The organism is Yersinia rochesterensis (assembly GCF_003600645.1).
In the GTDB taxonomy this organism is placed as follows: domain Bacteria; phylum Pseudomonadota; class Gammaproteobacteria; order Enterobacterales; family Enterobacteriaceae; genus Yersinia; species Yersinia rochesterensis.
The window spans coordinates 1,533,532-1,555,757 of the sequence record NZ_CP032482.1 but is presented as its reverse complement, the minus strand read 5'-3'; the positions used below and the strand labels follow the sequence as shown (position 1 = coordinate 1,555,757).

Genomic DNA, 22,226 nt, shown 5'->3' with positions numbered 1-22,226 from the left:
CTTTAGGGAGAGTGTTTTTTTGTGAGCATGACTGCAAGATCAGTAATAGCCAAGACAGCAATAAGCCGCCAGTTTAGGTGTAGCTCTGACGACTTATTGTTCACCCCTTTGGAACTAAAAAGCAGATCCGGGTTGTAACAGAAAAGCCTGCTCCTCGGCACTGGATACTCGCCCAAGAATATGATTGCGGTGTGGGTAGCGGCCGAAGCGATCAATAATGGCTTTATGGCGCAATTCATAATCGAGCTGAGTCTCATTACCTAGTTCGGTATATAGCTTCAATGCTTGCTGATGGATTAATGCGGATTCAGAATGCATAAAAGGCAAATAGAGAAAACCACGTTGAGTATCAGACAGTTGGCTAGTTTTACCACTACTGACCGCCTCCTGTGCCAACACTAACGCCATGCCATCACAGGAAAAAGAAGTCGGTAAATCACGGAATAAGTTTCGGCTAAACTGATCTAATATGAGTATTTCCGCCAGGCGCCCCTCAATATTCTGCCGCCAATGCGCCAGCTCCCCCTTAGAAGCAGCCTGCCAAAAGGCACCGAAATGCTGACGTAAATAGGTATCAAAATCTTCGTCTTTTTTGAACCACAATGCCGGATCCATCTCACTAAACCAGAATCTAAGAATTTTTTGATAGTCCATATTACCCCCAGTTTGCCTGATGAAAGCAAATGCTAAGAAAAAGAGTCGTTCGGTAAAAGACAGTATCAGACTGTGGCCTCTTTGCCGCCATCAATTCACCCGCATAACAATCTCTGCCATAATGGCCTTCTCAATTGATAGATTGCCTAGCACCCGCTTAGTTTCTTGTAACGGTGCCCTCAGATCACGGAGTTCAGCATGGATCACGGTAATACCTCGGATTTACTCTCTCTGGAGCAAGCGCTGACTAAAATGCTGTCGCAGATCACGCCATTACAGACCAGCGAAACCATAGCGCTCACTGATGCTGCGGGACGTATCACAGCTAGTGCAATTACATCACCGATTGCCGTGCCACCTTTCGCTAATTCAGCTATGGACGGTTATGCTGTGCGCTGTAATGAACTTAGCAGTACCCTGCCATTACCGGTGGCGGGTAAAGCTTTCGCAGGCGCCCCCTTTAAAGATGAATGGCCAGCAAATAGCTGTATTCGGATCATGACCGGCGCACCTATTCCCGCAGGTGCCGATGCTGTTATCATGCAAGAACAAGCGATTGTGAGCGAGCAGGGTGTTACATTTAGCGGCAATATACATGCTGGACAAAATATCCGGCTGGCAGGTGAAGATATTCAGCAAGGGGCGGCTGTTTTTCCTGCCGGCGTTAAACTCGGTGCTGCACAGTTACCGCTATTGGCATCATTAGGGATTGCCGAACTTACCGTGTTCCGTACATTGAAAGTGGCTATTTTCTCTACCGGTGATGAATTGAAGCCAGTCGGTCAGCCCTTGGGAGAGGGGGAAATTTACGATACCAATCGCTTTGCGGTACGTTTAATGCTGCAGCAATTAGGTTGCCAAATCATTGATCTTGGCGTCATCCGTGATAACCAACAAGCATTACGAAATGCATTTGAACAAGCCAATGCATCTGCTGATTTTGTCATTAGTAGCGGTGGGGTTTCCGTCGGCGAAGCGGACTATACCAAACAAATGTTGGAAGAACTGGGTGATGTTGGTTTCTGGAAATTAGCGATAAAACCCGGTAAACCTTTTGCTTTCGGCAAATTAGAAAATGCCTGGTTCTGTGGCCTACCAGGTAACCCCGTCTCTGCGGCACTGACATTTTATCAATTGGTACAACCTCTCATTGCTAAACTCTCCGGTCACTCTGATTGGCAACCACCGTTACGTTTGAAAGCAAAAACAATAACAAAATTGAAAAAAACACCGGGCCGGCTAGATTTCCAACGTGGCGTTTTCTCAACTAATGCCCAAGGTGAGTTGGAAGTTCGCACGACGGGCCATCAAGGTTCACATGTATTTAGCTCATTTAGCCAAGCTAACTGTTTTATCGTCCTTGAGCGGGAACGTGGTTCAGTAAACGTTGGCGAATTTGTTGAAATAGAACTATTTAATGGATTATTGATTTAGTGAATTATTTTAACAAAAAATTACTAGGATACTGATATGTTGCCTGAACTTTCCGATGCACAAACTCTGCGTTATAACCGGCAAATCGTTTTGCGGGGTTTTGATTTTGACGGACAGGAAAAACTCAATGCAGCCAAAGTATTAATTGTTGGATTAGGCGGTCTCGGGTGTGCAGCAGCACAATATCTGGCAGTAGCCGGTGTAGGCCACCTGACATTACTGGATTTTGACACAGTTTCTCTGTCCAACTTGCAACGGCAAGTTCTGCATCGTGATGACCGTATCGGTGTGTCTAAGGTCGCCTCAGCAGCAATAACTTTAGCGGAGATGAATCCTGACCTGGCACTTAAAACAATTGATATTCAGTTAGATGATGAACAGCTTGCTATTGCCATAGCTGAACATCAATTGGTGCTGGATTGTACCGATAATGTCGCCAGCCGTGAGCAACTTAATCGTCTATGCCATACCCAACGTAAGCCACTGATTTCTGGTGCGGCAATTCGCATGGAAGGGCAAGTGAGTGTCTTTACATATCAAGAGGATAAACCTTGCTATCGCTGTCTCAGCCGCTTGTTTGGTGATAACGCTCTGACCTGTGTTGAGGCCGGAGTAATGGCTCCATTGGTGGGTATTATTGGTAATTTGCAGGCGATGGAAACGATAAAACTACTGGCTGATTATGGTCAGGTGATTTCAGGCCGCATATTAATGTATGACGCCATGACGGCAGAGTTTCGCAGTTTAAAGCTGGTAAAAGATGCCAAATGTGAGGTTTGCGGTCAAAACTGATGAGATATGGGCATAAAAAAAGCTGATGCATTGCATCAGCTTTCTTATCAACACTCAATCAAATAATCAGGACTGAATACCTTGGCTACGCAGATAATCTTCGTAGTTACCGGTAAAGTCGATCAGCTTGCTTGGTGTCATTTCAATCACTCTGGTCGCCAATGAACTCACAAACTCACGGTCATGAGAAACGAAGATTAACGTGCCTTCGTACATTTCCAATGCCATGTTAAGAGCTTCAATCGATTCCATATCCAAATGGTTGGTTGGCTCATCCATTACCAGAATGTTAGGGCGCTGCATCATCAGCTTACCAAACAGCATCCGTCCTTTCTCACCACCAGACAAGACCTGTACTTTTTTCTTGATATCGTCCTGGCTAAACAGCAAACGGCCCAGCACACTGCGCACAGCCTGCTCGTCATCTTTTTCCTGTTTCCACTGGCTCATCCAGTCAAATACCGTCAGATCGATTTCAAAATCGCTGGCGTGATCCTGCGCATAGTAGCCGATCTTACTGTTTTCAGACCATTTTACGGTACCTGCATCCGGCTCATAATCCCCTACCAACGTTTTCAGCAAAGTAGATTTACCGATACCGTTCGGCCCGAGGATCGCCACTTTCTCACCCACTTCCAGCCGCAGATCCAGCTTTTTAAACAGTGGGCCGTTATCAAAACCTTTGGTTAGCAATTCAACTTCCAGTGCATTACGGAACAGCTTTTTATCCTGATCAAAGCGGATAAACGGGTTCTGGCGGCTGGAGGCTTTCACTTCATCAAGCTGAATTTTATCAATTTGACGAGCGCGTGAAGTTGCCTGTTTGGATTTCGAAGCGTTGGCACTAAAGCGGCTAACGAAAGATTGTAACTCAGAGATCTGGGCCTTTTTCTTGGCGTTATCAGAGAGCAGACGATCGCGAGCTTGAGTCGCCGCCGTCATGTATTCATCATAGTTACCCGGATAAACGCGCAGTTCGCCGTAATCTAAATCCGCCATGTGAGTACACACCATATTCAGGAAGTGGCGGTCATGGGAAATAATGATCATGGTGCTGTTACGTTCGTTTAGAATTTGTTCCAACCAACGGATAGTATCGATATCCAAGTTGTTGGTAGGTTCGTCGAGTAACAAAATTTCCGGATCGGAGAACAAGGCCTGCGCCAGCAATACACGCAATTTGAAGCCGGGAGCGATTTCGCTCATCAGACCATAATGTTGTTCAACCGGAATACCGACACCGAGCAACAATTCACCAGCACGGGCTTCTGCACTGTAACCATCCATTTCACCATAAGCCACTTCTAGATCAGCGACTTTATAGCCGTCTGCTTCGCTCATTTCGGCCATAGCGTAAATACGATCGCGCTCTTCTTTTACTTCCCACAGTTCGCCGTGACCCATAATAACGGTGTCGAGCACTGTGTTGTTTTCAAAGGCGAATTGGTCCTGACGTAACTTACCCAGGCGCTCATTCGGGTCAAGGAATACGTTACCACCGCTGGGTACTAAATCACCGCCAAGGATTTTCATGAAAGTGGATTTACCACAACCATTAGCACCGATTAGGCCATAGCGATTACCGCCACCGAATTTTACTGAGATGTTTTCAAACAGCGGCTTGCTGCCGAATTGCATGGTGATATTGTTAGTACTTAGCACAGAGCTCGCTCTCGATTGGATTACTGAATAGGGATATTCAAGAATTATAGAAAATGTGATTCGGCGCGCATTATGCCACAAGATGGCAAGAGTATCGCCTCCAGTTTGCATGAAATCTCAGCAAGAGTGGAAAAGCGGGTGAGATTAAGGCTAAAAGCTGGGGTACAGTTTAACCGCAGCGTTTTATATCAATGTGCCATTTGCTGAGTAAGCATATGAAATCTTATCGCTAACTCATCTTATCCTGAATTTGATAAATAAAAGAGGCTATATTGCACGACCAATACAATATAGCCCTCCGCCCTGACTCCCACATAACCTACTACCCTATAACCACTTCGGATTTCGGGTAAACGAGATGGTTAGCCAGCGATGCGGCCCAGATTCACCAATTGCGCGGGATATCTCATCGCGTATTTGGTCAAAATAAGATACACCGCTATTCTCCATTTCAGGTGGAATAACCACATGAATCTCAACAAATAAACCTCGACCAATGCGAGTAGCGTAATGTGAATAATCTATAAATTGATATTTCGCCATTAGCTTATCCATTATATTTTCCATGGAAGCATCCAGCGTATCCGGTGTCATTTGTAATACTTCACGGACGGCGGCAATGACGGTTTTTATCGGAACGGTTATCAATATCAGTGTTAACAGCGCCAATACACTAGGGTCAGTATAAACGATCAAATGCTCATAGCGGGTGCCTTCCATACTCCAGGAAAGCAAAAAGGCCACTAATAAAGCCGAGCTGATACACGCCGACATCAGCCAACTTTTGGTATCCAATGCGATTAACTCAGACTTAACGCGTTTATTTAAACGACGTTGCTTTAGGAAGATAGTAAAACAGAAAATGCTGACTACCAGAGCATACACAATCGCCCAACCTAGCTCTAATTCACGCCCGCCATCAATAATGCCTTTAATCGCGTTAACAAAAGCATACAAACAGAGGAAGGCCAGTAAACTACCATTAAAAGCCAAGACTAGCGGCTCTACATGCCAAAAACCATATTGAAAACGCCGGCTGTTCGGTTGACCCAACAATCGGGATACTAATAGAGATAAACTGCACATCCCTGCGTCTAAAGCAGAGAACATACCATCGAAAATAATCGACATAGACCCACAGACAATACCAAAAACAATCCCCATGATAGCAATGAATAAAGTACAAAAAATCGAACGTCGTAAAATCTGCTGTTCAAGTTTAGTATCGTGCAGCATCGGTGCTGCTTGTCCACTATATGTCGTCATGATTACAACCTATTTTATAATTATCTACTTTACAGTAACCTACTGTTTTATAATCATATATCACCACCCGCCCAACTTGACGTGTAAATCTCGACAGAAACAATGAAAGTTAATCAGGCCAACAATAGTGTGTCATATTATTCCCTTTTTACCAGTAAATTACGTTGTCACGCCGGAACAGTAAGCGGGTTAATGTCTTGTTTTTACATATTTAAAATAAGATATTTTTTGTTATAAGGGAGGGATAGCGTTAATGAAAGAAAATGACTATTCATCAATATAGTATTTCTACATTAGGATATATAGCGACAAAACTTAATATTCTATTAGTACATGGAGGATGGAATTGCCTTCCAGCCATGCTGCCCATATTTCATGCCAGCAACAACTTATTGATGTCATTATAGATAAGGCAAACTTAGACAGATAATCTGCCGTTTCTTTTCAAGAAATACGGCTATTACAGACGAAAAAAATCCGCCCGAAAGCGGATTTTTCCAATACAGTATTCACCCTTAGAGATGAATGCTGATTATCCTAAGCAGTTGCTTAGAAAGTGTAACCTACGCCAGCAACCCAAGTGCCAACGTCAACGCTACGAATGCGGCTTTGCTCGTAAGAAACGTCAAAGGCAACATTTTGCATTGGGTTGAACTGCACGCCTGCACCATAAGTGAAGCCGTAATCGCTGGTGCTGTTTTTGTCGCTAGGAGACGTTGGGTAGTTCTGGCTGAAACGGCCATAACCCACACCTACTAAGCCATAAACGCTAGCCCAATCGTTGATACGGTAAGCTGGGCCACCGGTGATCGCGTTGTATTGTGCTTTGTTGTAAACAGATGCGCTGTCGCCGAAGCTGCTTTTTTCAGTGTGAGTGAAAGAGGTAATGTAACCCAGTTGGGAATCGCTCCACTCGTAACGGTACTTCAGGTTGAAGCCTGAAGATTTGTTAGCAACACCTTGGTAATCGCTCTGGGCATAACCACCAGAAACGGTGCTTTGACCTGCAAAGGCTGACCCTGCGGTCACTGCTAATACACAAGCTGCTACAGCTGAAAGACATGCAATTTTATTCATAACCACCTCGAAAAACGCAAATTATTAGATGAAACTTGAAAACGATGAAATTATAACAAAAAATAGTATGAAACTCTGCCCATGAATTATTGTCTAATTATTTATTTGGTGTAACAAAGAGTTTCAAGTATATTCTATCTTACTAATACGTTTACGAATTTTGGGTATTCTACGCCATTTTGTGACACTCATCACCAAAACCTATTCCAGACTAATCTTAATTATTCAGTTCAATAAAACACCAAGAAAAGTATTAAAAATAAGCAGCATTAGAAAATATTTTTTTATTTCCGCTTTTTCTTCGCCATTTTTATGTCAATTGGTAATTTTTAAACACTTAACAGACATTTCATTTACACTGGCAAGGATTGATATCTACTATTTTTCTTTGAGGTTCAAAAGGATGTCCTTGTCTCCTTCTTCCAAAAATTCACTCCCGATTCTCTTGCTCGTGATCGCCATGATCTCAATACAAAGTGGCGCATCGTTGGCGAAGAGTCTGTTCCCGCTGGTCGGCGCACAGGGGATAACCTCATTGCGACTGGGTATCGGCACGTTGATTCTGTTTGTTATTTTTAAACCCTGGCGGATGCGGTTTGAAGCCGGTAGTCGGTTGCCCTTATTGATTTATGGAATTGCCTTGGGTGGTATGAATTTCCTTTTTTACCTGTCATTGAAAACAGTGCCATTAGGTATTGCCGTCGCGTTGGAATTCACCGGCCCACTGGCAGTCGCTATGCTCTCTTCACGCCGCCCGGTCGATTTTATCTGGGTCGGGTTGGCGATTTTGGGCCTATGGTTCCTGTTACCGCTGGGAAACAGCATCGGAACCATTGATCTATTTGGAGCGGCCTGTGCTCTGGGCGCAGGTGTCTGCTGGGCGCTTTATATTGTTTCGGGGCAAAAAGCCGGTGGTGATCATGGGCCGGGTACCGTAGCGATTGGCTCTCTGATTGCCGCGATAATTTTCTGTCCAATTGGTGTAGCTTATAGCGGTATGGCACTGTTCAGCCCGGCAATTCTGCCAGTGGCATTGGCTGTAGCTATTCTGTCAACGGCATTACCTTACTCACTTGAAATGGTCGCACTAACCCGCTTGCCCACCCGCACATTCGGCACATTGATGAGTTTAGAGCCAGCATTAGCAGCGATTTCAGGGCTGGTATTCTTAAATGAACATCTGACACTGATTCAATGGCTGGCACTGGCATCTATTATCAGCGCCTCCATCGGCGCTACCCTGACCATCAAACCTAAACCGCAGATTGACGAAATTGCTTGAACAGGAGCCACAGATGAAAATCAGAATTGCAACAACAGCCGATTTTGCTGAAATTTGGCCACTTTTTCAGGCGGTAATCCGTAGCGGCGACACCTATGTGTTCACCCCAGACACCCCCGAACAAGATGCTTATGATTACTGGTTTGGTATCGGAGTGCGGTGCTGGGTGGCGCTGCATGAGGGACGAGTTGTCGGTATGTATAAATTAATCGATAACCAGCGCGGCCTGGGTAATCATGTTGCGAATGCGTCTTTTATGGTCGATGGAAATGCACGCGGTCTGGGCATTGGCAAAGCACTTGGAATCCATTGTATTGAACAGGCAACAGCCCTCGGTTATCGCGCCATACAATTCAACTTTGTGGTCAGCACCAATACCCTCGCGGTTGCTCTGTGGCAAAAGCTAGGTTTTGAAATTCTCGCCACACTGCCAGGCGCGTTTAACCACAGCCAATTGGGTTATGTGGATGCCTATGTTATGCATCGAGCACTGGTTCCTCATCAGAGCTGACGCTCAGTTCCCCCAGAGAAACTTTATCGAGTACGCCAGCCCAGTCATTCCGCGAGCTGGCGTTTTTTATTGATTATTTCTCATTTTTTGCATCCAAAACACCTAGCTGATTCGTATAGGTAGAGGTGAGGCACGACTTCACCTCAATCCACCCACGCTCTAAATAATTCGAGTTGCGGGAAGGCGGCAAGAGAGAGAACTCCGATAAAATTACATAAGTAATTGATTCGGGTGATAAATCGGTCTGGAGCAGATTTGAACGCTGCTTGCAGCGGCCTCACCAAGGTGAGGCCCATGGACAGGCCGAGTAACGAACGCCGCCAACGCAGATGCAGCTTGAAGTATGACGAGCATAGAAGGAATACATTATGAAAACGCTTATTCGTACCACTGTGCTCGCGTCCTTAGTGTTCAGCAGTATTTCTATGGCCGCTATGAACTCCGAAGATGTCATGGTGGGCGGGGCTTCAATGTTGCCAAGCAAAAACATCGTCGAAAATGCGATGAATTCCAAAGATCACACCACCTTGGTGGCCGCCGTTAAAGCGGCCGGGCTGGTGGATACCCTAGAAGGCCCCGGGCCATTTACCGTATTTGCGCCCACCGATGCCGCGTTTGCAAAATTGCCCGCAGGTACGGTTGAAAATCTGGTCAAACCAGAAAATAAAGCCATGCTTACCCAAATCCTGACCTATCACGTGGTGCCGGGGAAATACGATATGCAGCAGTTAGCAAGCAAAATTAAAGCGGGCGGCGGGAAGGCTGAGCTGAAAACTGCAAATGGCGAATCATTGTGGATCATGAACAATGGGCCGCATAACATTCAGTTGAAAGATGCTAAAGGGAATGTCGCCAATATCAGCATCTATGATGTACAACAGAAAAATGGTGTGATCGACGTTATTGATACTGTTCTGATGCCTAAATAAAACCCGTCTATACTTGCACCTTACGGGTTTTTTAGGGATAGGCGCATGAATGAATGTTCTGTAGAACAACAGATTGGACTGATCGATGCTATTGCTCAAGGCGATCAGTCCGCTTTTGAACAGCTTTATCGTCTGACCTCCCCCCGATTATTCGCCGTCGCATTACGAATCCTGCGTAATCATGCCCGGGCAGAAGAAGTTTTACATGACAGTTTCCTCAGCGTCTGGAATCGGGCGGGAAATTACAACGCGAAGTTAAGCTCGCCATTAACCTGGCTGACGCATATTGTCCGTAACCGTGCCATTGACCTGATGCGCGGCTGTGATAATAGTTTGCAAGTGCTGGATGATGAACAAACCGATGCGCTGGCTGATAATGCGCTCACGCCACTGGCGCAATTGCAGCAAGACAGCGAAGCCAAAAAGCTGGCTGAATGTTTGACACATCTGCCCACCGAACAGCGACAAAGCCTTATGCTGGCTTACTACCAAGGGCTGTCACACGGGGAGATTTCAACTCATCTGCAACAACCTCTTGGCACGATAAAGAGCTGGATTCGTCGTGCGCTGGATCATCTGAAGGATTGCGTAGGATTATGAAAAATAGACGCGAATATGACTCAGCACTGGCCGCAGAATATGCGCTGGGCACCCTACGAGGGCTGGCCAGAATGCGTTTTACCCGAAGAATTCGCCGCGATCCTCAACTGGCGGCCGATGTTGCCAGTTGGCAAAGTCTGTTTACGCAGTTGGATAATCAATTAGCTCCTTTGGCCCCGCCTGAACGGGTCTGGAAACGACTGGAATTGCAATTGCCGCCAATTAATATCCGGCTGGTTAATAACAATCGCTGGCCTTATCTGGGCTGGGCGGTGGCCGCCGCATTGGCCGTATTTTTGCTGATTCCACGTTTATTGGTGTCCCCACCCACCACCTTGCCGGTAGCGGTCTTGTCAAATAGTCAGCAAACTAGTCAATGGGTGGTCACTCTGGAAAAATCGACCCGCAGTTTGACCTTAACACCCTTGAATCTGGTCGCCATCAGTGACAGTAATAGTCTTGAACTATGGCGTATTCCCGCCGGAGAAAAACCACATTCATTGGGGTTATTAAATACTCAGGGGCCGACACACCTGACACTGGCTGAAAACCAGTTAACCGGCGATTCATTACTGGCAATCAGTTTGGAACCTCACGGCGGGTCGCCCACTGGCCAGCCCACCGGGGCCGTATTGTTCAGTGGACCACTACAAAATCTGTGATCTTTCTCTCGGAGGCCATACATGCAAGACTGGGATCCTGATTTATATCGCCAATTTGAAGCAGAACGCACCCGCCCCGCTCACGACCTGCTAGCACATATTCAAGCAGCAACACCGCAGCGTATCAGTGACTTAGGTTGTGGGCCGGGTAATTCCACGCAATTGCTGCGCGAGCATTTTCCTGATGCCCAACTGGTCGGCATTGATAATTCCCGCGCCATGTTGCTCAGTGCGCAACAGCGCTTGCCCGATTGCGCTTTTCTCGAAGCCGATATCCGCCAATGGCAACCTTCAGAGCCGCAAGACCTGATTTATGCCAATGCATCGCTACAGTGGCTCACTGACCACCAGCAACTCTTCCCTTACCTATTTTCTAAACTAGCTGCCAACGGAATACTTGCCGTCCAGATGCCGGATAATCTTGATGAGCCTAGCCACAGGGCAATGCGAGAGGTCGCCGCAAACGGCCCATGGCAGCAAACGCTACAGGAGGCTGGCGCTGAGCGGGTAAAGGTGCTCACCGCCAATCAGTATTATGATTTGCTGGCTCCTCATGCTGAACAAGTCGATATTTGGCGCACCACCTATTATCACCCGATGCCCTCCGCACAGGCGATTGTCGATTGGCTACGCGCAACCGGTTTACGCCCTTTCCTTGAGCCGCTCTCTGAATCTATGCGATTGGATTTCCTGCAAGATTACCTGACTATTATTGATGCGGCATATTTACAACAAGTTGATGGTCGGCGCTTACTCGCGTTCCCGCGCTTATTTATTGTTGCCCGATCACGGTAATAACCCTTTGAGTATGCCGGTTAAATTAATTTTCCGGCATACTGGAATGATATAACGCAGAAAAATAGTCAATGAAGAAAATAATCTATATTTAAAATATAAAAATACATATAAATCATAGTGATAAATATTATCAATTGAGCACAATAATAAGAATGATAATATTTTAGCACTGAAACATTAAATGATACTTTAAAACACACTTAGCAATAAGCTATTTAATTGATAGGCACTATCTGCCCCACAAAATTAAATATCTTTGTTATACTTATCCCGGTGAAGAAATTGGTAATCAACTCAATAAAGGGATACCTATTATGAGTACAGCAAAACTGGTAAAAGCAAAATCTTCCGAACTCATCTATACACGAAATGACGTTGATGAACATACTAAAGAGCTTACGATTAAGCTATTAAATGAGCTGGTTATTCAGTTTATTGATCTGTCACTTATCACCAAACAAGCCCACTGGAATATGCGCGGAGCTAATTTTATTGCGGTCCACGAAATGCTGGATGGCTTCCGCACCACCATTAACGACCATCTCGATACTTTTGCAGAACGCGCGGTACAATTAGGGGGCATTGCACTTGGCACTGCACAGCTAGTGACTGAAAAAACCCCATTGAAGAGCTATCCGACTCGTATTCATAGCGTGCAAGATCACCTGAAAGAGTTAGCCGACCGATATGGTGTGGTGGCTAACTTTGTGCGTAAAGCCATCACTGAAGTCAAAGATGAAGATAGCGCAGACATGTTTACTGCCGCCTCACGCGATCTTGATAAGTTCTTGTGGTTCCTCGAAGCCAATCTTGAAGATCAGCGCTAATATCGCCGATAGATTTCAAAGCGCAGGAAAACATTAACTGAGAACAGTCAACATTCCTGTCATTTGAAGCAATTGAGACAGGGCCGGTTATCCGGCTCTGTTCACGAAGATGTCCCTCACTTCCACTTCCCTTCCTGCCCGATTTTCAAACCAAAACCCGATGCAGCTTACAATATTGTTACATAAGCGTAAGCTATAGATTGTTTATTATTGACTATATAGTTAATAATAAGTAAACAATTGAATGGTTGCACCAAAATGATATTTTTGCACCATTTAAGGGCGTCAATTTGGTGCAAAAATCGCAGACTAAGTATTCGCCTACTAATTACTTAGAGAAATGTCTCTATTTTTAAATAACTTGCATTTCTGGCACGTTTTTTTCATATTGCACACTGAAACATAAAAATGGATCCCCATGCCCCACGCCATTGAGGTTGCAGTTTGGCTGCAATATCGACAACAAAGGGTATATCCACAAAAGCACAAAGGAACTCCCACTTATGAAGTCACTTGTCAAAGTTTCATTGGCCGCTCTCGCGCTGGCCTTTGCCGTTAGCTCCCACGCCGCAGAAAAAGAACTGATTGTTGCCACAGACACAGCTTTCGTTCCTTTTGAATTCAAACAAGGGGATAAATACGTCGGTTTCGATATCGACTTATGGGATGCCATCGCGAAAAAACTGGATCTGAAATACACCCTGAAGCCAATGGATTTCAGTGGCATCATTCCTGCGTTGCAAACCAAAAACGTGGATCTGGCACTGGCTGGGATCACCATCACCGACGAACGTAAAAAAGCCGTCGATTTCTCTGATGGTTATTACAACAGCGGTCTGCTGGTGATGGTCAAAGCGAATAACAACGACATCAAAGGCGAAGCTGACCTGGCAGGCAAAGTGCTGGCAGTGAAAAGCGGCACCGGCTCTGTCGATTATGCTAAAGCCAACATCAAAACCAAAGACTTGCGCCAATTCCCAAATATCGATAATGCGTATTTGGAGTTAGGTACTGGTAATGCTGACGCCGTATTGCATGACACACCAAACATCCTTTACTTCATCAAAACTGCCGGTAATGGCCAGTTCAAAGCGGTGGGCGACTCCATTAAAGCTCAACAGTATGGTGTAGCATTCCCACAAGGCAGTGACCTGCGCGAAAAAGTTAACGCCGCGCTGAAATCCCTGAAAGAAGACGGCACTTACGCTGCAATTTATAAAAAATGGTTCGGCGTAGAACCTAAGTAATTCATTTTTTGAAATTTTTATACTCTGAAAGTTCGAAGTATGACGAGTATAGACCAGGAGAATATCCATGCAGTTTGAATGGAGCGCTATTTGGCCCGCCATCCCAATCCTGCTTGAAGGCGCCAAGTTAACCCTATGGATTTCGGTCCTGGGGTTGCTTGGCGGCCTGATTATTGGGGTTATAGCAGGTTTTGCCCGCGCCTATGGCGGTTGGCTGAGTAGAAATATCGCATTAGTATTTATTGAATTGATCCGTGGCACGCCGATTGTGGTGCAGGTGATGTTCATCTACTTTGCACTGCCGATGATGATGCCCGTGCGCATCGATCCCTTCTCAGCAGCCGTTGTGACGATCATGATTAACTCAGGTGCCTATATTGCGGAAATTACCCGTGGTGCAGTGCTGTCAATCCACAATGGGTTCCGTGAAGCTGGTCTGGCGTTAGGTTTGTCCAAACGCGATACCTTGCGCTATGTTATTGCACCTTTGGCTCTGCGCCGCATGCTACCGCCATTAGGTAACCAATGGATCGTCAGCATCAAAGACACCTCACTGTTTATCGTGATTGGCGTAGCCGAACTGACTCGCCAGGGTCAGGAAATTATTGCCGGTAACTTCCGCGCCATGGAAATTTGGAGTGCGGTTGCGGTTATCTACCTGATAATCACCTTGGCTCTGAGCTTTGTTCTGCGCCGGTTAGAAAGAAAGCTGAAAATAATATGATTGAATTCAAAAACGTCTCCAAACACTTTGGTAAAACCCAGGTGCTCCACGACATCAATCTGAATATCACCAAGGGAGAAGTGGTGGTGATTATTGGTCCTTCCGGCTCGGGTAAATCCACCTTGCTGCGTTGTATCAATAAACTGGAAGTCATTACCAGTGGTCAGTTAATTGTTGATGGCCTTGATGTCAATGATCCCAAAGTGGATGAACGCCTGATTCGCCAGGAAGCGGGAATGGTGTTCCAACAGTTTTATCTGTTCCCACATCTGACTGCGCTAGAAAACGTGGCATTTGGCCCGGTTCGTGTGCGCGGTGCTTCTAAGGAAGCCGCCAATAAGCTCGCGATGGAGTTATTGACCAAAGTTGGGTTGGAAGAACGCGCCCATCATTATCCGGCAGAGCTATCCGGTGGCCAACAACAGCGTGTGGCTATCGCCCGTGCATTGGCGGTAAAACCTAAGCTGATGCTGTTTGATGAGCCGACCTCGGCACTGGACCCTGAGTTGCGTCATGAAGTTTTGACCGTAATGAAAGATTTGGCCGAAGAAGGCATGACCATGGTCATCGTCACCCACGAAGTGGGCTTCGCGCAAAAAGTAGCATCGCGCCTGATCTTTATTGATAAAGGCCGGGTAGCACAGGACGGTGACCCAGATAGCTTGATTTCAAATCCACCCAGTGAACGTTTACAGGAATTCCTGCAACACGTTTCCTGATGTGTATTTTATTATCACGTTAAAATGACGACGTTAAAATAGATGATGGCGGGTATCTTCACTGATATCCGCCATTTTTTATGCTGACAGCCGGTTATACATGAGTTTGCTGATTCTTGACCTGAGAAAACGCTGTCATCAACTTCACCACATCCTGCATACCTATATTCACTTGATGAATGACTTCACCGGCATCTTGAGTCAGCGTGACCCCACCTCCGGCCTGCTCAACACAAACGCCCATCCCCTTGATGGCCGCCATAGCACCATTTTGAATAGTCTTGGTCATCTGCTCGATTTCAGTAGCGGCCTTACGTGAACTTTCTGCCAGAATTCGCACCTCACTGGCCACCACAGAAAAACCTTTGCCGTGTTCACCCGCATGGGCAGCTTCTATTGAAGCATTGATTGCCAATAAATTAGTTTGCGAGGAAATTTTGCGAATGGCTTCCACAATGGTGCCGATCTCTTTCGAGCAACGCCCTAACTCACTGATAACCGCCGAGGTTTCGCGCGCCACAGATTCCACTTCCTGCATGCCGCGCACCGCCTGTTGAACAATCTCCGCCCCTTGTGATGCCGAGCGGTCAGTGGTTAATGATAAATGGTGTACATCGCGAATCAGGTTTTCTTTATGTTCCTGCTGCAACATCAATTGTGTAATATCCTGAGCAATCTTCACCACTTTTAGCACTTGCCCCTCTTTATCCATAATCGGGTTATAACTCGCCTCCAGCCAGACCCGCTCGCCGCGGCTGTTCACGCGTTCAAAGCGCCCGACAATAAACTCACCTTGAGCTAGCCGCTGCCAATGCTGACGATATTCGTCTGAGTGCGCAAATTCAGGGAGACACAAAATCTGATGAGACTGATGCCGAATATCGGCCAGTGAATAACCAATAACATGCAGCAAATTATCATTGGCATCTAAAATAATACCCTGCGGCGTGAAAGTAATCATTCCCATTGAACGATTAAGCGCTGCCAATAAACTCTGGTGTTCCTGAGATTGCACAATACGCTCAGTCACATCACTGGCAATTTTAATAATTTCCACCACTCGCCCTTTATTATCGAGCACCGGCGTATAGGTTCCTTGCAGCCAGATAATAGAGCCATCTTTACGAATGCGCTTAATATTATCGGTAATAGGCCGCCCTTCATTGAGTAATTGCCAGTGACGACGATAAGCATCACTTTGCACATAATGTGGGTCACAAAACAATCTATGATGCTTCCCGAGGACCTCCTCCCGTTGGTATCCCATTGATTGTAAAAATAAGGTATTAGCGTGTTTTACTGTGCCATCCGGCTTGAAAATAATCATGGGGATTGCATTGTCAATCGAGGTCAGTTCGGCGCGCTTCGATGCATGAGATGAGCTGAAATTGAACAACATAAGTCGCGTCCTTATGGTGAAAGATTGAGCTGCAAATAAGTCATGTGACTATCAACATGTTTGCACGACAAAAAACCAGAAAATCAGAATAGAATTTTCTTTACGTTTTATTCTTCACCCTGGACGATGAGGTAGTTGGTTAGTAAAAATAAATACAGAAAAAAAATAAAAATAAAACCTACACTTGTCTTGTCGGCTATTTTGCCTGACTAAGAATTATCTTAATTAGCATAGTCGAAAGTATTTAGATTGACAGCCAATTGAGTAATATTGAAATAAAACAGTAGAAAATAGGGCTGTATCCAGATAATTAAATATTGCCTATAGGCGGCAAGTAAACGCATCCCGATGAGCTGACAAAGGTCAGTGATTCGGGTAAGTGCATTCAGCCAACACCCCTGCGACGCCTAGGGCTAAGAAAAGTATCCCCAAAGTCATTGGTGTTGCAGGTAGGCCGCATCCCGATGAGCTGACAAAGGTCAGTGATTCGGGTAAGTGCATGCAGCCAACACCCCTGCGGCGCCTAGGGCTAAGAAAAGTATCCCCAAAGTCATTGGTGTTGCAGGTAGGCGGCAAGTAAACGCATCCCGATGAGCTGACAAAGGTCAGTGATTCGGGTAAGTGCATGCAGCCAACACCCCTGCGACGCCTAGGGCTAAGAAAAGTATCCCCAAAGTCATTGGTGTTGCAGGTAGGCGGCAAGTAAACGCATCCCGATGAGCTGACAAAGGTCAGTGATTCGGGTAAGTGCATGCAGCCAACACCCCTGCGGCGCCTAGGGCGACGGGGATTACCAGCGCTCAGCTTTCCAGGCGACCTGCTGCTCCGGCGTCAGGAAAGTCCATGCCACAAACCGGCTGACTTTCTGCCCCTGTGCCATATCAATGGTACGAACTTCAACTGCATTGGCATAACGCAGAGCATGATAAATCGCCGGTAATGTGGTTTTTTTCGAAATAAGTGAAGTAAACCAGAAGCAATTTTGCGCTTTCGTCGCGCTCTCTGCCACCATGCGGCTGACAAAACCTTCTTCCCCGCCCTCACACCACAGCTCGCTATTTTTTCCGCCAAAGTTTTGCACCGGTTTAGCGGCAACTTCACCTTTACCCAATTTGTGCAATTTCCGGCGAGTGGTTGCGGCCGCTTCTTCTGCTGAACCATGGAATGGCGGGTTACACAATGTGGCATCGTAACGTTCATTCACCGCCAGAATACCTTCGAAAATCGCCTGCGGATCTTTTTGTTGCTTAAGTCGCAGAGTATTTTTCAGTGTTGGATTCATGGAGACCACCATTTTCGCCGCACTGAGAGCTTGCGAGTCAATGTCAGTGCCGGTGAAACGCCAGCCGTATTCCCGTTGACCAATAATGGGGTAAATGCAATTGGCACCGACGCCAATATCCAACACCGCAATATTCTTACCTTGCGGGATAACACCGTCATTGCAGCTGGCTAATAAATCGGCCAGATGATGCACATAATCCGCACGACCAGGAATAGGTGGGCACAAAAAGTCTGCTGGAATATCCCAATACTCAATGCCATAGAAATGTTTTAACAATGCCTTGTTCAGCATTTTGACTGCCAGCGGGGAGGCAAAATCGATAGAAATATCACCGTAGGCATTCGGGGCCAAAAAAGGGATTAATTCAGGGCAACTGACTGAAAGCGCATCAAAGTCATAACGCGAGCGATGACGGTTGCGCGGGTGCAATCCACTTTTTTCTTTAGGGAATATTTTTTTGTTTTCCATCGTACTGACTCTCTGATAAGCATTTTCTGGCGCGTAAGATAGCATAAATTCGCGGCGAACGGGCCAGCAGCGCAAGAGACAGCTCGCTATCTGCCGATTTATCTCAAAGATTGCCGATGGTTCTCACTTTGATTTTTTATATCCTGAGGATATGAACCCAGACAATTATTAATCAAATATTTTGAATAATTAACTCAATTGTATCCGGTTTTAAAATCTCTGCAAGGGCGTAATATAGCTTCCATCGAAAGGGAACGCCCTTTCAACCTTAAAATCGAATAGGAATACATCATGAAAAACATCAAAAATTTCGTTGCAGTTATCGCCCTGTCTACTCTGTCTTTCGCTAGCTTTGCCGCAGAACACATCAACAGCCAAGATGCGGCTAAATTAGAACAAGTCGGTGTTATCTCCGTTAGTAACGTCACTGACCTGAGCAGCTTGAAAGCACAACTGGCCGAAAAAGCAGATGCCGCCGGTGCTAAAGCTTTTACTATTACCTCAACAACCGGTAATAACTTGATGCACGGTACTGCGACCATTTATAACTAATTGATATTTATATTATATTTTAGCAATGCTCGCTGCCCTTATTGAGCCATAGCATTTCTGAAAGAGAAAAAGCCCATCAGCCAACCTGATGGGCTTTTTTATGTCGACAAAACACCGAATCACATTGATAGGAGTCGGGCATTTATTGCACTGGCAAATGTGCGACACATGGCCTCATCACCTTGCTGATTGTCAGCCAGTTGCTCATCTCCATCAACCACCCGCATAGTCACGTTTAAGTCAAAATCTGCTACCGGTTGTGGGCGTATTGCCGCCAGTTTAATTGTTTTCAGGGCTTCATCCCAAGCTTCTTCAACGGTTTGATTACAAACCTTCGCCAGATAATCTGGATTGAAGCCTTCCCCTGTCAGGCTGCGCAATGTTTCATCGTGAGTGACACTGTTGCCGGGCCGCCAATAATGTTCTGCAAGATCGGGGCCGATAGCGGGGTTGTCCGTCAGATAACCATCGCGGTTGAGGAAGAATGCTCGTGTTTGTTCTACCGCCATCAATGCCAATAAATAACCTTGATAGGAGCAAGCAGACTCCATTGATAATAAATGCGGAATAGCCAGTGTCGGGCGTGGGCTGCCACTGACACCCAGAATTTTTAATTCAATGTCTCGGGCCAGTTGAGTTATCGCTTCTGGTGTGCGTTGTGCATCATCCCACTGATAAAGTTGCCATTCAAAATAGGGCACTAATAAAATATGCCGATCATTAAAAGCTCGCATGGGTTGTCGCGCCTGAATGCTTTCCTGAATCAATGCGTCGGGAATCGATTCGCCCTGACTGTTCTTAGCATAACGTTTTAACCAATCGGCATCATCAAGCAAGCTATCGCAGAACATAGATTGCGTTTCGGCGTAGGCCATTGAGGTTGGAGGGAATTCTTGTGAAAAACAGGGAGCATTTTGCACAATATTAGAAAAATGGGCCGCATGCCCACCTTCATGAAATAAGGTATTTAGCCCCGACGCCCCACTTCCAACCTGATCGGGCTTGGCCAAACTGGTGAAATTGATGCGCGCCGGAACCCAGTGACCTTGGTCAACAAAAGGCGGCACCGGCCCATGCATAAAACCATTTTCATATTTCCCTTTACGCACCAGCAGATCCAAATTCATCTGTGCGCCGCGAAAACCAACATGTAGCCGCTTAAAACTATTAACCCAGCGGTCAAGTGACTCGGCAAAGGGAAAATAAGGATCTAGTAGGCGGGTGACATCTCCCCCGCTGGCAAAGCGAATATTCCACGGCTCCAGCGTTTCAAGGCCTTTTTCCTCAACGAGTTGCTGCAAACTACGCAAATTAGCCTCGCGAGTTTGTTCTTCAAAACGATCCAAAATGGCAAATAACTGTTCCGGCGTCATCTGCTCGGTTTTATTCACTTTGTAATCAAAGTAATTGCGATAACCCAATTTCCGCGCAAAACGATTACGCAAACTAATTAATTCTGGCAAACCATTGTGCAATAGCCATTGTTCCAACTCCCGCAATGCCAAGTGCGAACTGTGCCGACATTCTGCATTTTCATTAGTGCCCTGGTTCGTCAATAACTCACCCAGAGAGGCGGAAACCCGCTCACCGGCAGCATTTAAATGGGTTAGAGTGAAGCTTTTGCGCCGTTGGTAAAGGGATGATTCTGCGGCAATAATTTCATCAAGTAGGGCTTGTGTGTTGAGGTCTTCAATAGCATTACAATCAAAAAAACGGTACCACCCTTGCAACCCGTGCAATAGTGCATCGCGATCCACGGTGGATGGCTCGTTTTCCAACTGGGCAATCAAGTCACGCAGTTCTTTCAAGCGGTGGCTCTGTGCGATAAAACGCTTATAAACACTCTCGGCTGTAGAGAATTGCTGAGCAATATCCTCCCCACCTAGCCCCATATAATTCTGCCAAAAAAGATCTTCTTTAGCCTGATGGACAGCCAGGTAATCCTTATTCAGAGCAGTAAAGTAGTCTAAAGCTTGTCGCATAGTGTTCCTTTTCAGCAATTATTCATTAATATCAATTTAAGTCAGTAAAAACCAAATAATAGTGAGTTTATCACCCTCAAAAAAAGACAACAAAACATGATTAAATTAAATCAGTAAAACCATTAAAATCAAATAGTAATAAAAAGACAAATACAAAAAAAACATCACGGATGTAATATTTAAATTATCTACTAAAAATACACATTAACTATAGCCATCTACCGAATGATAGTAATGCCTTATAAGTCATTAATTTGTTGCCGTGCCTGTTCGATAGTCTCCGCCCGCCCAACGGCTACCAAACAGCAAGCAAGCTGCTTTTGAATAGAATCTGGAATGGGTACAACACTGGCCAAACAATCTTCAATCCAGCGGGCGGTAATGGCAGCCTCTTTCGACGAGGGTAATGCCAGTTCGGCCGGCTCGGGTTGGCGTTCCAACAAAATTTGCTGCTCACCATTATCGATATAATGGATGGGTGGGCAACGTAATGGGTTGGCATAAACCTCCCCTTCAGTCCCTTGCTGTAACAGGGCCGGAGCACTGATCGCCTGGAAGAAACCGCCGACTTTTTGCATATATTCTGGATGAGAAACACTGGCAAGGCGCAGTGCTTGGTCGCGAACAAATGGCGTTGCCAATTTTGCCAATGTATGGCTGCTATTTCGCACCCCCATACGCCAGCGTTGCTGTAATTGATCGTCTAATTGAGCGGACAATGCTGAAACAGGAATAAACACCGGCAGCCCATCATCCAGACGCTGTTGAGCCTCTGTGGCACTGTGTGACCAAGGGATATTCAGGTGTTGGAAAATCTCGGCGCTGGTCACCCGGCTACTGTCTTCTGTCACGCCGTGTACCACCACCGGTAGCCCAAGGCGGGCTAGCAATAACGCCAATAATGGGGTGAGATTAGCTTGTTTACGCGCGCCGTTATAACTCGGAATAACCACTGGTAATGGGCGATTTTGCGGTGCCCGCAGTGACATCACCTGTTCCTGCATCGCCTGATAAAACCCCAAAATCTCCTGTTCAGATTCACCTTTAATACGAAATGCAATCAGAATGCCACCCAGTTCCAGCTCCGGTACTTGCCCGGCCAACATGGCTTTATATAGTTCATATGCGGTCGTCTGATCCAGATCCCGGGCATGATTTTTACCGCGCCCAATCTCTTTGATAATTTTGCTGTAATCCATGGTGCGGTATTTCGCCTCTCAATGTTCCGTAACTCTATACCCGTCATCCTGCAAGTTGCCTGTGTTGGCTTTCTTTATTACACAGCCGCTGCAACTCGAATTATTCAGAATATAAATAAGTTGAATACTTCTGAAACTTTATCACCAATAGTGATGA

At 45.9% G+C, this 22,226-nt stretch carries 21 protein-coding genes; 13 read left to right on the top strand and 8 right to left on the bottom strand.

The annotated features are described in order from the left end of the window. Positions 1-114: 114 nt before the first annotated feature. Positions 115-654, bottom strand: coding sequence for a DUF924 family protein (locus tag DXZ79_RS07380; protein WP_038634398.1), 540 nt, complete (start codon positions 652-654; stop codon positions 115-117). Between the two features lie 198 nt (positions 655-852). On the opposite strand from DXZ79_RS07380, the gene moeA reads away from it, so the two are divergent. Together moeA and moeB are read left to right on the top strand one after the other, a co-directional pair. After that, on the top strand, positions 853-2,088 hold the full coding sequence (gene moeA, locus DXZ79_RS07375) for a molybdopterin molybdotransferase MoeA (RefSeq protein ID WP_038634400.1): 1,236 nt from the start codon (positions 853-855) through the stop codon (positions 2,086-2,088). Between the two features lie 36 nt (positions 2,089-2,124). Continuing rightward, a complete protein-coding gene (moeB, locus tag DXZ79_RS07370; RefSeq protein ID WP_038634403.1) occupies positions 2,125-2,880 on the top strand; it encodes a molybdopterin-synthase adenylyltransferase MoeB in 756 nt (251 codons plus the stop codon). Positions 2,881-2,946: 66 nt separating this feature from the next. Here the strand turns inward: moeB and DXZ79_RS07365 are convergent, their stop codons facing one another. From DXZ79_RS07365 to ompX, 3 genes are all read right to left on the bottom strand, one after another. Continuing rightward, a complete protein-coding gene (locus tag DXZ79_RS07365; protein ID WP_071841807.1) occupies positions 2,947-4,542 on the bottom strand; it encodes an ABC-F family ATPase in 1,596 nt (531 codons plus the stop codon). 327 nt (positions 4,543-4,869) lie between these two features. Beyond that, on the bottom strand, positions 4,870-5,808 hold the full coding sequence (locus tag DXZ79_RS07360; protein WP_038634409.1) for a cation diffusion facilitator family transporter: 939 nt from the start codon (positions 5,806-5,808) through the stop codon (positions 4,870-4,872). A 549-nt stretch (positions 5,809-6,357) separates the two neighbouring features. Then, positions 6,358-6,885 carry an outer membrane protein OmpX gene (gene ompX, locus DXZ79_RS07355; RefSeq protein ID WP_038634412.1) on the bottom strand — a complete coding sequence of 176 codons (528 nt, stop codon included), beginning with the start codon at positions 6,883-6,885 and terminating at the stop codon, positions 6,358-6,360. A gap of 403 nt (positions 6,886-7,288) precedes the next feature. Here ompX and rhtA point away from each other — a divergent pair, with 403 nt between their 5' ends. The 10 genes from rhtA (at position 7,289) to glnQ (ending at position 15,184) form a co-directional block, all read left to right on the top strand. Beyond that, the gene (rhtA, locus tag DXZ79_RS07350) at positions 7,289-8,167 is read left to right on the top strand and encodes a threonine/homoserine exporter RhtA (protein ID WP_050291628.1); all 879 of its coding nucleotides are present in this window, start codon (positions 7,289-7,291) and stop codon (positions 8,165-8,167) included. Between the two features lie 13 nt (positions 8,168-8,180). Beyond that, positions 8,181-8,678 carry a GNAT family N-acetyltransferase gene (locus tag DXZ79_RS07345; RefSeq protein WP_038634417.1) on the top strand — a complete coding sequence of 166 codons (498 nt, stop codon included), beginning with the start codon at positions 8,181-8,183 and terminating at the stop codon, positions 8,676-8,678. A 368-nt stretch (positions 8,679-9,046) separates the two neighbouring features. Then, complete coding sequence (locus DXZ79_RS07340) at positions 9,047-9,607, top strand: fasciclin domain-containing protein (protein ID WP_038634421.1); 561 nt, start codon at positions 9,047-9,049, stop codon at positions 9,605-9,607. 45 nt (positions 9,608-9,652) lie between these two features. Then, positions 9,653-10,207: an RNA polymerase sigma factor gene (locus DXZ79_RS07335; protein ID WP_038634424.1), complete on the top strand. Its 555-nt coding sequence runs from the start codon at positions 9,653-9,655 to the stop codon at positions 10,205-10,207. Beyond that, positions 10,204-10,869: an anti-sigma factor gene (locus DXZ79_RS07330; RefSeq protein WP_038634426.1), complete on the top strand. Its 666-nt coding sequence runs from the start codon at positions 10,204-10,206 to the stop codon at positions 10,867-10,869. Before DXZ79_RS07335 ends, DXZ79_RS07330 begins: the two co-directional genes overlap by 4 nt. Before the next feature lie 21 nt (positions 10,870-10,890). Beyond that, on the top strand, positions 10,891-11,664 hold the full coding sequence (gene tam / locus DXZ79_RS07325; protein WP_038634429.1) for a trans-aconitate 2-methyltransferase: 774 nt from the start codon (positions 10,891-10,893) through the stop codon (positions 11,662-11,664). A 317-nt stretch (positions 11,665-11,981) separates the two neighbouring features. Next, positions 11,982-12,494, top strand: coding sequence for a DNA starvation/stationary phase protection protein Dps (dps, locus tag DXZ79_RS07320; RefSeq protein ID WP_038634431.1), 513 nt, complete (start codon positions 11,982-11,984; stop codon positions 12,492-12,494). A 503-nt stretch (positions 12,495-12,997) separates the two neighbouring features. Then, positions 12,998-13,741: a glutamine ABC transporter substrate-binding protein GlnH gene (gene glnH, locus DXZ79_RS07315; protein WP_004388693.1), complete on the top strand. Its 744-nt coding sequence runs from the start codon at positions 12,998-13,000 to the stop codon at positions 13,739-13,741. A gap of 67 nt (positions 13,742-13,808) precedes the next feature. Then, positions 13,809-14,465 carry a glutamine ABC transporter permease GlnP gene (gene glnP, locus DXZ79_RS07310; protein WP_005168189.1) on the top strand — a complete coding sequence of 219 codons (657 nt, stop codon included), beginning with the start codon at positions 13,809-13,811 and terminating at the stop codon, positions 14,463-14,465. Then, positions 14,462-15,184 (top strand): glutamine ABC transporter ATP-binding protein GlnQ, encoded by a 723-nt coding sequence (glnQ, locus tag DXZ79_RS07305; protein ID WP_038634434.1) that lies wholly within the window; start codon positions 14,462-14,464, stop codon positions 15,182-15,184. Before glnP ends, glnQ begins: the two co-directional genes overlap by 4 nt. A gap of 94 nt (positions 15,185-15,278) precedes the next feature. Here glnQ and DXZ79_RS07300 read toward each other — a convergent pair whose 3' ends face one another. Continuing rightward, complete coding sequence (locus DXZ79_RS07300; RefSeq protein ID WP_038634437.1) at positions 15,279-16,583, bottom strand: methyl-accepting chemotaxis protein; 1,305 nt, start codon at positions 16,581-16,583, stop codon at positions 15,279-15,281. Positions 16,584-17,373: 790 nt separating this feature from the next. Further along, the gene (gene rlmF / locus DXZ79_RS07290) at positions 17,374-18,336 is read right to left on the bottom strand and encodes a 23S rRNA (adenine(1618)-N(6))-methyltransferase RlmF (protein WP_172667603.1); all 963 of its coding nucleotides are present in this window, start codon (positions 18,334-18,336) and stop codon (positions 17,374-17,376) included. 291 nt (positions 18,337-18,627) lie between these two features. Between rlmF and bhsA the strand changes: the two genes are divergently transcribed. Continuing rightward, a complete protein-coding gene (gene bhsA / locus DXZ79_RS07285; RefSeq protein WP_038634441.1) occupies positions 18,628-18,888 on the top strand; it encodes a multiple stress resistance protein BhsA in 261 nt (86 codons plus the stop codon). Positions 18,889-19,007: 119 nt separating this feature from the next. Here the strand turns inward: bhsA and DXZ79_RS07280 are convergent, their stop codons facing one another. Together DXZ79_RS07280 and ybiB are read right to left on the bottom strand one after the other, a co-directional pair. After that, the gene (locus DXZ79_RS07280; RefSeq protein WP_120011182.1) at positions 19,008-20,870 is read right to left on the bottom strand and encodes a M3 family metallopeptidase; all 1,863 of its coding nucleotides are present in this window, start codon (positions 20,868-20,870) and stop codon (positions 19,008-19,010) included. Between the two features lie 239 nt (positions 20,871-21,109). Next, positions 21,110-22,069 carry a DNA-binding protein YbiB gene (ybiB, locus tag DXZ79_RS07275; RefSeq protein ID WP_038634447.1) on the bottom strand — a complete coding sequence of 320 codons (960 nt, stop codon included), beginning with the start codon at positions 22,067-22,069 and terminating at the stop codon, positions 21,110-21,112. Positions 22,070-22,226 lie beyond the last annotated feature (157 nt).